The organism is Pseudomonas sp. TE3552, from assembly GCF_056278945.1.
Genome location: NZ_JBWBQJ010000001.1, coordinates 4,378,951 through 4,395,002 on the forward strand (window position 1 = coordinate 4,378,951; position 16,052 = coordinate 4,395,002).

At 60.9% G+C, this 16,052-nt stretch carries 13 protein-coding genes; 5 read left to right on the plus strand and 8 right to left on the minus strand.

All coding sequences use genetic code 11. The features are described from left to right. The first annotated feature begins 89 nt into the window (after positions 1-89). Positions 90-614 carry a ribosome biogenesis factor YjgA gene (gene yjgA, locus ACZ9BB_RS19855; protein ID WP_476215564.1) on the plus strand — a complete coding sequence of 175 codons (525 nt, stop codon included), beginning with the start codon at positions 90-92 and terminating at the stop codon, positions 612-614. Between the two features lie 59 nt (positions 615-673). On the opposite strand, the gene tldD is transcribed toward yjgA, so the two are convergent. The 8 genes from tldD to mreB form a co-directional block, all read right to left on the minus strand. Next, a complete protein-coding gene (gene tldD / locus ACZ9BB_RS19860; RefSeq protein ID WP_476215566.1) occupies positions 674-2,116 on the minus strand; it encodes a metalloprotease TldD in 1,443 nt (480 codons plus the stop codon). Positions 2,117-2,128: 12 nt separating this feature from the next. Then, positions 2,129-2,983 (minus strand): carbon-nitrogen hydrolase family protein, encoded by an 855-nt coding sequence (locus ACZ9BB_RS19865; protein WP_476215568.1) that lies wholly within the window; start codon positions 2,981-2,983, stop codon positions 2,129-2,131. A gap of 142 nt (positions 2,984-3,125) precedes the next feature. Then, positions 3,126-6,929, minus strand: coding sequence for a YhdP family protein (locus ACZ9BB_RS19870; RefSeq protein ID WP_476215569.1), 3,804 nt, complete (start codon positions 6,927-6,929; stop codon positions 3,126-3,128). Between the two features lie 75 nt (positions 6,930-7,004). Further along, complete coding sequence (gene rng, locus ACZ9BB_RS19875) at positions 7,005-8,462, minus strand: ribonuclease G (protein WP_476215571.1); 1,458 nt, start codon at positions 8,460-8,462, stop codon at positions 7,005-7,007. A gap of 57 nt (positions 8,463-8,519) precedes the next feature. Next, a complete protein-coding gene (locus ACZ9BB_RS19880; protein ID WP_476215573.1) occupies positions 8,520-9,116 on the minus strand; it encodes a Maf family protein in 597 nt (198 codons plus the stop codon). Positions 9,117-9,205: 89 nt separating this feature from the next. After that, on the minus strand, positions 9,206-9,697 hold the full coding sequence (gene mreD / locus ACZ9BB_RS19885) for a rod shape-determining protein MreD (protein WP_476215575.1): 492 nt from the start codon (positions 9,695-9,697) through the stop codon (positions 9,206-9,208). Beyond that, the gene (gene mreC, locus ACZ9BB_RS19890) at positions 9,697-10,842 is read right to left on the minus strand and encodes a rod shape-determining protein MreC (RefSeq protein ID WP_476218356.1); all 1,146 of its coding nucleotides are present in this window, start codon (positions 10,840-10,842) and stop codon (positions 9,697-9,699) included. Before mreC ends, mreD begins: the two co-directional genes overlap by 1 nt. 143 nt (positions 10,843-10,985) lie before the next feature. Next, a complete protein-coding gene (gene mreB, locus ACZ9BB_RS19895) occupies positions 10,986-12,023 on the minus strand; it encodes a rod shape-determining protein MreB (protein WP_002555108.1) in 1,038 nt (345 codons plus the stop codon). Positions 12,024-12,233: 210 nt separating this feature from the next. On the opposite strand from mreB, the gene gatC reads away from it, so the two are divergent. The 4 genes from gatC (at position 12,234) to ACZ9BB_RS19915 (ending at position 16,044) form a co-directional block, all read left to right on the plus strand. Then, complete coding sequence (gatC, locus tag ACZ9BB_RS19900) at positions 12,234-12,521, plus strand: Asp-tRNA(Asn)/Glu-tRNA(Gln) amidotransferase subunit GatC (RefSeq protein WP_007901429.1); 288 nt, start codon at positions 12,234-12,236, stop codon at positions 12,519-12,521. A 16-nt stretch (positions 12,522-12,537) separates the two neighbouring features. Continuing rightward, entirely contained in the window at positions 12,538-13,989 is a 1,452-nt protein-coding gene (gene gatA, locus ACZ9BB_RS19905; RefSeq protein WP_476215578.1) for an Asp-tRNA(Asn)/Glu-tRNA(Gln) amidotransferase subunit GatA, read from the plus strand. A gap of 10 nt (positions 13,990-13,999) precedes the next feature. Continuing rightward, entirely contained in the window at positions 14,000-15,445 is a 1,446-nt protein-coding gene (gene gatB, locus ACZ9BB_RS19910) for an Asp-tRNA(Asn)/Glu-tRNA(Gln) amidotransferase subunit GatB (protein ID WP_476215580.1), read from the plus strand. A 224-nt stretch (positions 15,446-15,669) separates the two neighbouring features. Next, positions 15,670-16,044, plus strand: coding sequence for a septal ring lytic transglycosylase RlpA family protein (locus ACZ9BB_RS19915; RefSeq protein ID WP_476215582.1), 375 nt, complete (start codon positions 15,670-15,672; stop codon positions 16,042-16,044). The last annotated feature ends 8 nt before the right edge of the window (positions 16,045-16,052 follow it).

Here is a 16,052-nt window from a genome sequence, read left to right on the forward strand (position 1 = left end):
CTGCTTTCGGCTGGGGCCTTCGAGCGACCGGGCCGGACAAGCGGCCCCCGACTGGTTATCATGGCGGCGTTTCTTTGCGGACTGCCACCATGGTTGATTCTTACGACGACTCCCTCGACGGGGGAGAAAAAAGCAAAACCCAAGTCAAACGCGAGCTGCATGCTCTGGTTGACCTTGGCGAGCGCCTCACAACGCTCAAGCCTGATCTGCTGGCCAAACTGCCGTTGACCGACGCTCTGCGCCGGGCCTTGGCCGAAGCACCCAAGCACACCGCGCACATCGCGCGTAAACGGCATCTTCAGTTCATCGGTAAGCTGATGCGCGATCAGAACACTGACGCCATTCTGACTCTGCTCGATCAACTCGATGCCTCCACCCGGCAGTACAACGAACGTTTCCACGGCCTGGAACGCTGGCGCGATCGCTTGATCGCAGGCGACGACGCCGTCCTGGAGAAATTCGTCGTCGATTACCCGGAGGCCGATCGTCAACAATTGCGCTCCCTGATCCGTCAGGCCCAGCACGAACTGGCGACCAACAAGCCACCGGCCTCGAGCCGTAAAATCTTCAAGTACATCCGTGAGCTGGACGAAACTCAACGCGGTCTGCGCTGAGTTCCGAGTCGGGTGAGCCGCCCAGCGGGTCACCCGAAGCTTCACTTTCTCAACACCACTTATGCGCCTGTGCCACCCACAGTGATCGCATCGATTTTCAGCGTTGGCTGGCCGACACCCACCGGCACCGACTGCCCATCCTTGCCGCACGTCCCCACACCGCTGTCCAGTGCCAGGTCGTTACCGACCATCGACACCCGGCTCATTGCTTCCGGCCCATTGCCGATCAACGTCGCGCCTTTGACCGGGGCGGTAATCTTGCCGTCTTCGATCAGGTACGCCTCGCTGGTGGAGAACACGAACTTGCCGCTGGTGATGTCCACCTGACCGCCGCCAAGGTTGGCGCAGTAGATGCCTTTTTTCACCGAGGCGATGATTTCCGCCGGGTCGCTTTCGCCACCGAGCATGTAGGTGTTAGTCATGCGCGGCATCGGCAGGTGCGCGTAGGATTCACGACGACCGTTGCCGGTGCGGGCCACGCCCATCAGGCGCGCGTTGAGCTTGTCCTGCATATAACCTTTGAGCACGCCGTTTTCGATCAGCGTGGTGCACTCGGTGGGCGTGCCTTCGTCATCGACGCTCAACGAACCACGACGCCCGGCGAGGGTGCCGTCATCGACGATGGTGCAGAGCTTCGACGCAACCATCTCGCCCATTCGCCCGCTGTAGGCCGAACTGCCCTTGCGGTTGAAATCGCCTTCCAGACCATGGCCGACGGCTTCGTGCAGCAACACGCCGGACCAACCCGAACCCAACACCACCGGCAATGTACCGGCCGGTGCCGGGATCGCTTCCAGGTTCACCAGCGCCTGACGCAACGCTTCGCGGGCATAGCTCATGGCGCGATCGTCGCTGAGGAAATAGCGGTAGTCGGTACGACCGCCACCGCCATGACCGCCGCGTTCACGGCGACCGTTCTGCTCGACGATCACGCTGACGTTGAAACGCACCAGCGGTCGCACATCCGCCGCCAGGCCGCCGTCGGTGGAGGCGATCAAAATCCGCTCCCAGACCCCGGCCATGCTCACGGTGACTTGCTGGATACGCGGGTCAAGGGCACGGGTTGCCACATCGATACGCTTGAGCAACTCGACTTTCTCGGCACGGGTCATCACTTCCAGCGGGTTGTCCGGCCCGTACAACTGGGCGACATCCTGGGTGGTGAACGCCTGCACGGTGCCGTTCTGCCCGGCCCGGGAGATCGAACGGGCCGCACGAGCCGCCGCGCCCAGCGCTTCGAGGGTGATCGCATTACTGTAGGCAAAGCCGGTTTTTTCGCCCGATTGCGCACGCACGCCGACACCCTGGTCGAGGTGGAAGCTGCCTTCCTTGACGATGCCGTCTTCCAGCGCCCAGGACTCGGAAATCTGCCCCTGGAAATACAGGTCGGCGGCATCGATGCCCGGTCCGGCCAGATCGCCGAGCACGCCTTGCAGGCTCTCGATCGTTACGCCGCCAGGTGCCAGGAGGTGTTCACTGACGGAGGACAACAACTCGCTCATATGCTTTACGCCTTAAATTCGTCGTTCTGATGCAGGTCGCTGGGCGCCCTGCGAGAAAAAGCGCCGGTGAGTGGATACCGGCATCCGCGCCCTGATGGACGCCTGTTCGCTGCTGTCGCGTTCGGCCAGCAGCACGGCCTCGCCTTGATCCTGTTGTGCCAGCACGCGCCCCCACGGGTCGACAATCGCGGCATGACCAAACGTCTCTCGTGGCCCCGGATGCGTTCCACCCTGGGCAGCCGCGAGTACATAACACTGAGTCTCGATGGCCCGCGCGCGAATCAGCACATCCCAATGGGCCGCGCCGGTCACCGCGGTAAAGGCTGACGGTGCGGTAATCAATTCCGCGCCTGCAGCACGCAATTCGCTGTACAGCTCCGGGAAGCGCAAGTCGTAGCAGACCGTCAGGCCGACTCGACCGACTGGCGTATCGGCAACTACCACACCACTGCCATAAGCATAGTCATCGGATTCGCGATAACGCCCGCGATTGTCCGCCACGTCCACGTCGAACAGGTGCAGCTTGTCGTAACGCGCAACGGTCTGGCCCTGGTCATCGACCAGCAATGAACACGCATGCACTTTGGCCGTCGGTTGATCCTCCGGCGGCAACGGCAACGTGCCGGCCACTATCCATAACTTGAGGTCGCGGGCGGTCTGTTTCAACCACGGCAGGATCGGGCCTTCACCCAGGGCTTCGGCGCGGCCGATGTCGGCAATGTCTCGACGGCCCATGGCAGCGAAGTTTTCCGGCAGTACGGCAAGCCGCGCGCCACCGGCCGCCGCCTGCTCAAGCAGACGATGGGCCTGGGCCAGATTGGCCAGCACATCACTCTGGCTGACCATTTGAATCACCGCTACAGACATGGCCATTTCCTTTCTTGTGATTTCACACTGTCGCCGGTCAACGACGCTCTTTTGTAGCAGCTGCCGCAGGGAACGTGGCGGCTACAAAAAACCCTTTGGACATGCTACTCCATAGGCCCAAAGAGTGCTTTTTCAAAAGAATTCAAAAAGGCTTGTCGAAGGTGATTTTCGGCTCTTTCCATGGGCCTTTGACCGTGTATTTGACGCTGGCGAAACGCGCCACGCGATCACCGATCAGCTTATCGATCAAAAACAGCGCCCCGCCGACAGCCGGTGCACCGACGATCAGCGCGGCAATTGGCAGGTTGTTGGTCACCGGCAAGCTCACCAGCAACTTGGCATCGACCTGTTCTGCCACCAGGTCCAGGGTGCCGTTGAGTTCCACATTGCTCGACGGCCCCGTCAGCAAGATCGGCTCACGGGTCACGTAGACCCCATTACTTGCGACCAACAGGCCTTTGACCCGGTCATAGCTCAAGCCTTTGCCGAACAGATCGGAAAAGTCCAGGCGCAAGCGACGGCCGATGGAGTTGAAATTGAGCAGGCCAAATACGCGCAGCGCCTGGGCACCACCCTCGACTTCAACGAACTGACCTTTATTGAGCGAAGCATCAAGGCTGCCGGAGAAGCGCTTGGTGGCCAGCCACGCCGGAGAACCGGGCCAACGACCGTCGACGTCCATGTGAAACTCTTCACTGGTGACGCTCGGCGCAAACCCCCAGCCCTTGAGTACGTCGGCGAGGTTCTTGCCGTTGACCCGCCCCTTGTACCAACTGCTGGAGTTACCCGGCGTACCTTCCCAGCCGCCGCTGCCCTGCAAGAGGATGCCCTTGAGGCCCAGATCCAGGGCATTGAGGGTAATGCCCTTGGCGGTCGGGCGGACTTTCATTTGCCAGGCGCCTACCAGATCCTGGCCCTGGTACAGCTGATTGATGGTGATATCCAGCGCCGGGATCTTCGTTGGGTCTACAGTCGCCAGCGGATCCGGCGAATTCTCGTCGGCCAGGACTGTCGGGTCTGGCGCCGGCAAACGTACGTACTGCAGATTGACCGCAATCGGTGCGGCTTTCGCATCGGGGATACCGACGGTGCCCTTGGCTTGCTGACTGTCGAGTTGCATGGCCCATGCGGCCGGTTTACGCGTCAACTGCACCGATGCCTGATCGAGGGTGGTACCGAAACCGCTGAGCTTGCCGACCTTGAAATCCGCGCTGCTGAGCAACTGCTTGGCACTGCCACCCGGATCCTGGCCGGCATACTTGTTCACCAGATCCTGCCAGGGGGCGACATCCAGCTCGGACAATACACCGCGTACGCGCAAGCCTTTGGCCCCGGGCAACACGGCATCGCCGCCACCGAGAAACAACTCGCCGCGACCGTCGACGAAATGGCCGGTCGGGGCTGCAAATGTGAAATTCGCCAGCTCACCGTAGTTGACCCAGTAACGTCGCTCTGGCCCTTGCAGGGTCATGCGAAATACGGTGTCGCGCCCGACATCGGCTGTCATGCCGAACGGTGCCGGCAAATCCACTGCCACCCCCTTGAGACTGGAGCTGACCATCAATTGGCTGTCGGCGCCATCAAGGTTGAGCTGCAACTGATAAGGAATCGTGCCTGTCGCCGGCAACGGCTGAGTGACGTTCAGCCATTCGGTGAGTTTCTTGACCTCAACCTCACCCGCAGCGGTGACCCGAGTGTTGAGCTTGCCCGCATTGCCATCGGCGAAGATCTGTGCGGTCACCGGTTTGTCGAACGCTCGCGCCGTGATCTTTTGCCCGCTCAAGCCCTTGGTGCTGTCGAAACGGAAATCGCCCTTGAGTTGTGTCAGTTCCAGGGTGGGCTCGCTAAGTTTCAAACGGGCCTTGTCGGTCTTGAAGTCGACGAGGATTTTCGGCCGCTCGCCTTTGACCAGCGGGATATCGAGTTTGAGTTTGCCTTGCAGATCGCCCTCGCCTTCCCAACCGGCGAACGTGTCGGCGGTGCCGATCGGCGCCTCCTGCAGAATCTTCAGGCCATCACCCAACCCGCCAGCGAACCCGCCGTCGAGGAACAAATGAGTGCTCTGTCCGGCAGGCACACGGGGAATATTGACGTAGATATCGCTGACCTGGGTGTCGAGTAATTGGCCCGTACTTGCGAGGATCCGCACGCCGCTGTCTTCGACGAATACATCGCCGCTGACCTTGCTGACGTGTGGCCAGCCTGGCTGAAACGCCAGCTCGGCATCGTGAACCTTGAAAAACAGACTGATGCTGCGAGCCGTTTCGGCGGCGCCGTGGTTCAGCGAGCCCTGATACTGGAAGAAGCCTTCATCCACCGCGCCTTTGAGAATCGCCGTGCGCAACCACTCGTCCAGCGCCGGGCTCAACATTGTCGGCAGGTACTTGGCGGTGTAGCGACCATCGCCGTCGACCAGGCCGACCCGCAGGTCCATGTAGTCTTCCTGGGTATGATCGAAATGCAGGCGAATCAGGAAGTCGCCGGCAATCTTGCCCTCCTCGCCCAGCACCTTCAGGTACGGCGCGATCAGGGTGAAACCTTCTTTGTCGAGCTTCCAGGTCAACCGGGCGTTGGCCTGAATGTACTGCCATGGCTTGGCGAAAATCGGGTCCAGGTGCAGGGAAAAATCCTTGCTGTCCATGCGCAGCTCGCCCTGTCCGAGATCGCCGCTGATGCTGCCGCTGACATTTCGCGCCGCCGGTGCACCGTGATAAGCGTCGAAGCCGACCTTTTCCAGATTGGCGGCAAAGCTGAATTTGCTGTCGTCGGTCGCCTGGGGGCGGATGTCGATCAGCACGTTGCGTAAAACGCCGGTGACCTTGAGCCGTTCGACCGCGGTGGCGACACCTTCCGGAAGTGGCCCCAAGGCGTTCAGCAGGGGGGTGAGCGGCGTGAGATCGAAACGGTCGGCTTGCAGATGCAAGCGCTCTTGCGCCTTGTCGGTCGCTGCGGTTTGTTGAAACAGCAGTTTCGATTCCCAACGGGTATCGCCCAGGTTCATGGCCAGGGAATCCAGGGTCACCTGGATACCTGTGGAGCTGCGCTGGAAATAGCCGTTAAGCGCCAGATTGTTGATCTGGATCGGCTTGCGCTCAGCGTAGGCGCCCTTGAGTTGCGGTGCGTTCAAACGGATCGCGGCGCTTTGCAGGTTGCCCTTGCTCCAGTTCACCCAGAGCTCGCCACCGGCCTTGATCTCGGAGAAATTCCATTGTTGGGTCAGGCGTTCGGGCAACCATTTCGACCAATCACTTTGCGGCAGGCTCAGGTAAGCCTCAGCCTCGCCGTCCTGCCACTGGCTGGCGCGGATACGGGTGCGCAGGCTCATCGCAACCGGCTGGCCGTCAGGCAGGGTCAAACGGGCGTCGAGGCGCTGACGCGACACACCGGTTTTCAGATTGAGGCCAACGTAGGTCAGGGTCAGCGGCGACTCCCCCAACGGCTGCAAGGTGATCTGGCTGTCGAGCACCGACAGTTGCTGAACCATTTGCATGCGATTGAGCAGTTGCTCCGGATCCAGTGGCTGGTCCTGCTGCACCGGCAAACCTTCCAACGCCCAATGACCGTCCTCGCCTTCCTTGAGGCTGATCTTCAGGCCGTTGAGTTCCAGGTGGGCGACGCGCACTTCGCGCGCCAGCAGGCTGGCCCAGAGATCCGGCACCGCGCGCACCTGATCCAGGCGCAGGGCATTGGAGCCCGCGCCGACCATCACGTCATGGGCCAATAGAATCGGGGCGAGGCCGCTCCAGTTGCCTTCGAGCTTACCGATCTGCAGCGGCATGCCCAAGGCATCACTGGCTTTGGTTTCGACCTCGGCACGGTACTCGGCCACCAGCGGCGTCAACTCCCGACCGAGGCTGACGAACAGCGCCGTCAGCACCAAAACCAACGCGCACAGGCCCAGGCCCCAGCGGGTCAGTGCGGCCAAAATGCGTGTCAGACGGTCCATGTCAGTTGGCTCCCATGGCAAAAATACTGCAAAAAGCTGAGGCCAGCCGTTCTAGTGGAGTTGAAATACAACGATTCAGAGCAGCACCACGTCGTATTGTTCCTGGGAATACATGGTTTCGACCTGGAACCGAATGGTGCGCCCGATAAAGCCTTCGAGCTCGGCGACGTTGCCCGACTCTTCATCGAGCAAACGGTCGACCACTTTCTGGTTCGCCAGCACGCGATAGCCTTCGGCCTGATAGGCCCGGGCCTCACGCAGGATTTCGCGAAAGATCTCGTAGCACACGGTTTCCGGAGTCTTGAGCTTGCCGCGACCCTGACAGCTGCTGCACGGTTCGCACAGGACTTGCTCAAGACTTTCACGGGTGCGCTTGCGGGTCATCTGCACCAGGCCCAACTCGGTGATGCCGATGATATTGGTCTTGGCGTGATCGCGTTCCAGTTGCTTCTCAAGGGTGCGCAACACCTGACGCTGATGCTCTTCATCTTCCATGTCGATGAAATCGATGATGATGATCCCGCCCAGGTTACGCAGGCGCAGCTGACGGGCAATGGCGGTGGCGGCTTCGAGGTTGGTCTTGAAGATGGTTTCTTCGAGGTTGCGATGACCGACGAACGCCCCGGTGTTGACATCGATGGTGCTCATGGCTTCCGCAGGGTCGACCACCAGATAGCCGCCGGATTTGAGCGGCACCTTGCGCTCCAGGGCTTTCTGGATTTCGTCTTCGACGCCATACAGGTCGAAAATCGGCCGCTCGCCAGGGTAATGCTCCAGGCGGTCAGCGATTTCCGGCATCAGTTCGGCGACGAACTGCGTGGTTTTCTGGAAGGTTTCCCGGGAATCGATGCGGATCTTTTCGATCTTCGGGCTCACCAGGTCGCGCAGGGTGCGCAGCGCCAGGCCAAGGTCTTCGTAGATCACGCTCGGTGCGCTGATGGTTTTGATCTGGACGTTGATCTGGTCCCAGAGCCTGCGCAGGTAGCGGATGTCCATGAGGATTTCATCGGCCCCGGCCCCTTCGGCAGCGGTACGCAGAATGAAGCCGCCAGCTTCCTGGATGCCTTCTTTGGCCACGCAGTCGGTGACCACTTGCTTGAGGCGTTCGCGCTCGGCTTCGTCTTCGATCTTCAGGGAAATACCGACGTGAGCGGTGCGCGGCATGTACACCAGATAGCGCGACGGAATCGACAGTTGCGTCGTCAGGCGCGCGCCTTTGGAGCCGATCGGGTCCTTGGTGACTTGCACCACCAGGCTCTGACCTTCATGAACCAGCGCGCTGATGCTCTCTACCGCCGGGCCTTCGCGCAGGGAAATTTCCGAGGCGTGAATGAACGCGGCGCGGTCCAGACCGATATCGACGAAGGCGGCCTGCATACCCGGCAATACCCGCACGACCTTGCCTTTATAGATGTTGCCGACGATCCCGCGCTTTTGCGTGCGCTCGACATGGACCTCTTGCAGCACACCGTTTTCGACCACCGCCACGCGCGATTCCATCGGCGTGATGTTGATCAGGATCTCTTCACTCATGGCAGGGTCTCGTTCAGGCATGTTCACGATAATGGCCGCATCTTGTCAGTACGACGCTCAGTGCGCGTTAAGGTTTTGCCAACAGGGTATGCCGAAATGGCCGAGTAGTTCTGCGGTTTCGCACAGCGGCAATCCGACCACCGCCGAGTAGCTGCCACTAAGCCCGGCGACGAACACCGCGCCCAGTCCTTGAATCCCGTAGCCGCCAGCCTTGTCCCGGGGTTCGCCGCTGGCCCAGTAGGCCGCCGCTTCATCACGCCCGATCGTGCGAAAACGCACCAGACTGCGCACCACCAAAGACTTGCAGCGCTCGCCGTCCTGCACCGCAATAGCCGTCAGTACTTCATGCTCACACCCGGACAGCAGCATGAGCATGGTGCACGCCTCGGTTGCGTCCATCGGTTTGCCGAGAATTTTTCCGTCCAGCACCACGGCGGTGTCGGCGCCCAGCACGCAAAACTCTGCGTCGGACACGACCGCCGTGCGACCGGCCTGGGCCTTGCCGCGCGCCAGACGCTCGACATAGGCCGATGGGGACTCTTCAGGTAAGGGGGTTTCATCAATGTCCGCGCTGATGGCGCAGAACGGCACGCCAATCTGCGTGAGCAGTTCACGCCGACGCGGCGAGCCTGAGGCGAGGTACAGCTGTTTCATAAGACATCTCCCTGTCTAGTGCCCTGTCTCACGAATACTGTTCCTTTTTGGCGAGACAGGGCACCGGCGCGGGCACATGCCTGACCCAGTCAATTGATTTTGTAGCGTCGACGCAAACCGCGCAAACCGTAGCTGACCCAAGGCCAGAGCAATGCACTGACCAGCGCCGGCAATACCAGCGCCAGGGTCGGCTGACGATTGCCGGTCAGGGCGCTCAGCCACAACTGAACCAGTTGGGCGAGGCCGAAGATCACCAGGATCACCAGGCTCTGTTGCCACATCGGGAACATGCGCAGGCGCTGTTGCAGCGACAGCACCAGGAATGTAATAAGCGTGAGGATCAACGCGTTCTGGCCCAGCAACGTGCCATACAGCACGTCCTCGGCCAGCCCCAGGCACCAGGCGGTCACCATGCCGACTTTCTGCGGCAGGGCCAACGCCCAGAAGGCCAACAGCAAGGCCAGCCACAAAGGACGCAGGATTTCCATGAATTGCGGCAATGGCGAAACGCTGAGCAGCATGCCGATGGCGAAGGTCAGCCAGACCATCCAGCCGTTTCGGGATGACGTTGTACCGCCCATTATTCTCTTCCCCCAGTGGTGGCCGGCGCGGAGACAGGCGGTTTGGCAGCAGGCTTCACGGCCGTGGGTTGGGCCGCCGGTGGTTTGGCGGCTGCCGGTGCGGCGGCGGGCGACCTGCCAGCAGGATGGGCTGCGGCAGGTTTGGCCGGGGTCGCGGCGGCAGGTGCCGCAGGTGCAGCCACCGGAACAGCCGGAGCAGCGACGGCAGCCGGTATCAGCGACGAGGCCGGTTTGGGCACAGTCGCCGGAATGATTGGCCCACCGCCGTGCTGGTCCAGAGACTCCTGGGCCTGGGCGGCTTCGTTGGCGCGCTCCTCGGCGGTACGGCCGTCAGTGAACACCAGCAACAAATAACGGCTGCGGTTCAACGCGGCGGTCGGCACCGCACGGACAATGGCAAACGGCTGGCCCGAATCGTGGATCACTTCCTTGACCGTCGCCACCGGATAACCCGCCGGAAAACGCTGCCCGAGGCCGGAGCTGACCAGCAGATCGCCTTCCTTGATGTCAGCGGTATCGGCCACATGCCGCAACTCAAGGCGTTCCGGGTTGCCGGTGCCGCTGGCAATCGCCCGCAGACCGTTACGGTTCACCTGCACCGGAATGCTGTGGGTGGTGTCAGTCAGCAGCAGGACACGGGAGGTGTACGGCATCAACTCGACCACCTGGCCCATCAAGCCACGGGCATCGAGTACCGGCTGACCGAGGACCACACCGTCGCGCTCACCTTTATTGATGATGATGCGATGGGTAAAGGGGTTGGGGTCCATGCCGATCAACTCGGCCACTTCGACCTTCTCATTGACCAGTGCAGAGGAGTTGAGCAACTCGCGCAGCCGAACGTTCTGCTCGGTGAGGGCCGCCAGCTTTTGCATGCGCCCCTGCAACAGCAGGTTTTCGGTCTTGAGTTTTTCGTTCTCGGCGACCAGTTCAGTGCGGCTGCCGAATTGGCTGGCCACACCTTGCCATAGCCGCTGCGGCAGGTCGGTGATCCAGTAAGACTGCATCAGCACCAGCGACATTTGGCTACGCACTGGTTTGAGCAGTGTGAAGCGGGCATCGACCACCATTAGCGCGACCGATAGCACGACCAGCACCAACAAGCGCACGCCCAATGAGGGGCCTTTGGTGAAAAGCGGTTTAATAGGCCGCTCCTCCCAGGCAAATGTTCTCTTTATTCATACGGCATCAAACCGGCCTGGATGCAGACTGACAGAAGATAAACGCGAACAGGCAGCACTGCAAAGTGCTGCCTGCGCGCTCAACAGCATAGAGGCAACCCAACGACTTATTCGCTGGAGAGCAGGTCCATGGTGTGTTTATCCATCATTTCCAATGCACGGCCACCGCCGCGAGCAACGCAGGTCAGCGGGTCTTCGGCGACGATCACCGGCAGACCGGTTTCCTGGGCCAGCAACTTGTCGAGGTCGCGCAGCAAGGCGCCACCGCCGGTCAGTACCAGACCGCGTTCGGCGATATCCGATGCCAGTTCCGGAGGCGATTGCTCCAGCGCACTTTTCACCGCCTGAACGATGGTGGCCAGGGACTCTTGCAGAGCTTCCAGCACTTCATTGGAGTTCAGGGTGAATGCGCGTGGAACGCCTTCGGCCAGGTTACGGCCACGAACGTCGACTTCGCGAACTTCGCCGCCCGGGTAGGCGGTACCGATTTCCTGTTTGATGCGCTCGGCGGTGGATTCGCCGATCAGGCTGCCGTAGTTGCGACGCACGTAGGTGATGATCGCTTCGTCGAAGCGGTCGCCGCCAACCCGTACGGATTCGGCATAGACCACACCGTTGAGGGAGATCAGTGCGATTTCAGTGGTACCGCCACCGATATCGACAACCATCGAGCCACGAGCTTCTTCAACCGGCAGGCCGGCACCGATCGCGGCAGCCATTGGCTCTTCGATCAGGAATACTTCGCGGGCGCCGGCACCGAGGGCCGACTCACGGATGGCACGACGCTCAACCTGGGTGGACTTGCAAGGAACGCAGATCAGCACACGAGGGCTAGGCTGCAGAAAGCTGTTTTCATGAACCTTGTTGATAAAGTACTGCAGCATCTTTTCGCAGACGCTGAAGTCGGCGATCACGCCGTCCTTCATCGGACGAATGGCAGCAATGTTGCCCGGCGTACGACCGAGCATGCGCTTGGCCTCGGTGCCGACAGCCACGACACTTTTCTGATTACCGTGTGTCCGAATAGCCACAACGGAGGGCTCATTCAGGACGATACCGCGCTCGCGCACGTAAATAAGGGTGTTGGCAGTGCCCAGGTCAATGGAGAGATCGCTGGAAAACATGCCACGCAGTTTCTTGAACATGGGAAAGGGACCCTAGGCAACGCGTGGGTAAAAAAGTGCGGCAAACTCTAACAACGACAGGGATTTTGGGCAAGGCGCCAATATGTTAAATTGGCCGCTTTTCTGTGCACCAAGCCCCACAATCGCGGCCTTGAGACCGTAGATATGCGGTAGTGTTCCGACAATCTAACACACGGACGCCGTCCGTCCTGTTTTCCACTGGAGAATCCCATGGCGCTTGAACGCTCCGACGTGGAAAAAATCGCTCATCTGGCCTGCCTTGGCCTCAATGATGCCGATCTTCCACACATTACTTCAGCCCTGAACAGCATTCTCGGGCTGGTCGACGAAATGCAAGCGGTCAATACCGACGGTATCGAGCCGCTGGCCCACCCACTGGAAGCCAGCCAGCGCCTGCGTGCAGACGTCGTGACTGAAACCAATCATCGCGAGGCCTATCAGTCCATCGCACCAGCGGTCGAAAACGGCCTGTATCTGGTTCCGAAAGTCATCGACTAAAGGGAAAGAGCCTGCAATGCATCAATTGACTCTGGCCGAGATCGCCCGCGGACTCGCCGATAAAAAGTTTTCCTCCGAAGAGCTGACCAAAGTCCTGCTGGCGCGTATCGCCCAGCTCGACCCGCAGCTCAACAGTTTCATCAGCCTCACCGAAGACCTGGCGCTGCAGCAGGCGAAAGCCGCTGACGCACGTCGGGCCTTTGGCGAGAGCGGCGCCCTGCTCGGCGCGCCGATCGCCCACAAAGACCTGTTCTGCACCCAGGGCATCCGCACCAGCTGCGGCTCGAAGATGCTCGACAACTTCAAAGCACCGTACGACGCCACCGTGGTCGCCAAACTGGCCGCGGCCGGAGCCGTGACCCTGGGCAAGACCAACATGGACGAATTCGCCATGGGGTCGGCCAACGAGTCGAGCTACTACGGCCCGGTGAAAAACCCGTGGAACAAGGAATGCGTTCCAGGTGGTTCGTCCGGTGGTTCGGCGGCTGCGGTAGCCGCTCGTCTGTTGCCAGCAGCGACGGCCACCGACACTGGCGGTTCGATCCGACAACCGGCAGCCTTTACCAACCTCACCGGCCTGAAACCGACGTACGGTCGTGTTTCGCGCTGGGGCATGATCGCTTACGCGTCCAGCCTCGATCAGGGCGGCCCGCTCGCCCGCACCGCCGAAGACTGCGCGATCCTGCTGCAAGGCATGGCCGGTTTCGACCCGCAGGACTCCACCAGCATCGACGAGCCCGTGCCTGATTACAGCGCCGGCCTCAACGGTTCGCTGCAAGGCCTGCGCATCGGCGTGCCGAAGGAATACTTCAGCGCAGGTCTGGACCCACGCATCGCCGACCTGGTCATGGCCAGCGTTGAAGAGCTGAAAAAGCTCGGCGCCGTGGTCAAGGAAATCAGCCTGCCGAACATGCAGCACGCGATTCCTGCGTACTACGTGATCGCTCCGGCAGAAGCGTCCTCCAACCTGTCGCGCTTCGACGGTGTGCGTTTCGGCTATCGCTGCGAAGACCCGAAAAACCTGGAAGACCTGTACAAGCGTTCCCGTGGCGAAGGTTTCGGCCCGGAAGTGCAGCGCCGGATCATGGTCGGCGCCTATGCGCTGTCGGCCGGTTACTACGACGCCTACTACCTGAAGGCCCAGAAGATCCGTCGCCTGATCAAGAACGACTTCATGGCAGCCTTCAACGAGGTCGACATCATCCTCGGCCCCACCACGCCTAACCCGGCCTGGAAGCTCGGCGCCAAGAACAACGACCCGGTCTCTGAGTACCTGGAAGATGTCTACACCATTACCGCCAACCTCGCCGGTCTGCCGGGCTTGTCCATGCCTGCAGGTTTTGTCGATGGCCTGCCGGTCGGCGTGCAATTGCTCGCCCCGTATTTCCAGGAAGGCCGCTTGCTCAACGTTGCGCACCAGTATCAGTTGAACACTGACTGGCACACCCGCACCCCAACCGGCTTCTGAGGAGAAACACATGCAATGGGAAGTCGTGATCGGGCTGGAGATTCACACCCAGCTCACCACCCGGTCGAAAATCTTTTCCGGTAGTTCCACCACGTTCGGTTCCGAGCCGAATACCCAGGCCAGCCTGGTTGACCTGGGCATGCCCGGCGTATTGCCGGTGCTGAACCAGGAAGCGGTGCGCATGGCGGTGATGTTCGGTCTGGCGATCGATGCCCAGATCGGTCAGCACAACGTGTTCGCCCGTAAAAACTATTTCTACCCGGACCTGCCCAAGGGCTACCAGATCAGCCAGATGGAATTGCCGATCGTCGGCAAGGGCCACCTGGACATCGCCCTGGAAGACGGCACCGTCAAACGCGTCGGCATCACCCGCGCGCACCTGGAAGAAGACGCCGGTAAAAGCCTGCACGAAGAATTCAGCGGCGCCACCGGCATCGACCTGAACCGCGCCGGCACGCCACTGCTGGAAATCGTTTCCGAGCCAGACATGCGCAGTGCCAAGGAAGCCGTGGCTTACGTCAAGGCGATCCACGCGCTGGTGCGCTACCTCGGCATCTGTGACGGCAACATGGCCGAAGGCTCGCTGCGTTGCGACTGCAACGTGTCGATCCGGCCAAAGGGCCAGGTTGAGTTCGGCACGCGCTGCGAGATCAAGAACGTCAACTCGTTCCGCTTCATCGAGAAGGCGATCAACACCGAAGTGCAGCGTCAGATCGAGCTGATCGAAGACGGCGGCAAGGTGATCCAGCAGACCCGTCTGTACGATCCGAACAAGGACGAAACCCGTCCGATGCGCAGTAAAGAGGAAGCCAACGACTACCGTTACTTCCCCGATCCTGACCTGCTGCCGGTGGTCATCGAGGATTCGTTCCTCGACGACGTGCGCGCCACCCTGCCGGAATTGCCACCGCAAAAACGCGAGCGTTTCCAGGCGCAGTTCGGTTTGTCGGTCTACGACGCCAGCGTCCTGGCCACCAGCCGCGAGCAAGCCGATTACTTCGAGAAAGTCGTGAGCATCGGCGGCGACGCCAAACTGGCGGCCAACTGGGTCATGGTTGAACTGGGCAGCCTGTTGAACAAGCAAGGCCTGGACATCGACCAGTCGCCGGTTTCCGCCGAGCAACTGGGCGGCATGCTGCTGCGCATCAAGGACAACACCATCTCCGGCAAGATCGCCAAGGTGGTCTTTGAGGCCATGGCCAACGGCGAAGGCAGCGCGGACGAGATCATCGACAAGCGCGGTCTCAAGCAAGTGACCGACACCGGCGCGATCTCGGCGGTGCTGGACGAGATGCTCGCGGCCAACGCCGAACAGGTCGAACAATACCGCGCGGCAGACGAAGCCAAACGCGGCAAAATGTTCGGCTTCTTCGTCGGCCAGGCCATGAAAGCCTCCAAAGGCAAGGCCAACCCGCAACAGGTCAACGAACTGCTCAAAAGCAAGCTCGAAGGCTGATGAGAATGGAGCCAGATCTCAAGCCTGGCTCCATTCCCTGTGGGAGCGGGCTTTTGTGGCGAGGGGGCTTGCCCCCGTTGGGTCGCGAAGCGGCCCCAATATCTGGATTCGGGTTGCATCTGACAAACCGAGTGCTCAGTTTTTGGGACTGCTGCGCAGTCCAACGGGGGCAAGCCCCCTCGCCACATAAGCTCGCTCCCACACTTGTTTCAGGGATACCTTTTATGAAACGTCTGCTCAGCGCCTGCGCCCTGCTCTCTCTGCTGGCCGGTTGTGCCAGCACGGATACCATCGACCCACACGGCTATGACAAGACCGGCACGGCTTCGTATTACGGCGCCAAGCATCATGGCAAACGCACCGCCAGCGGCGAGCGTTTCAACCAGCACGGCCTGACCGCCGCCCATCGCCAATTGCCGTTCGGCACCCGGGTGAAGATTACCAACCTCAATAACGACAAGTCCTGCGTGGTGCGCATCAACGACCGCGGGCCGTATTCCCGTGGACGCCTGATCGACGTGTCCCGTGAAGCGGCCGAACAGTTGGGCATGCTGCGCAGTGGCACCGCGAAGGTTCGCGTGCAAGCCCTCGACGACTGATAGACGGA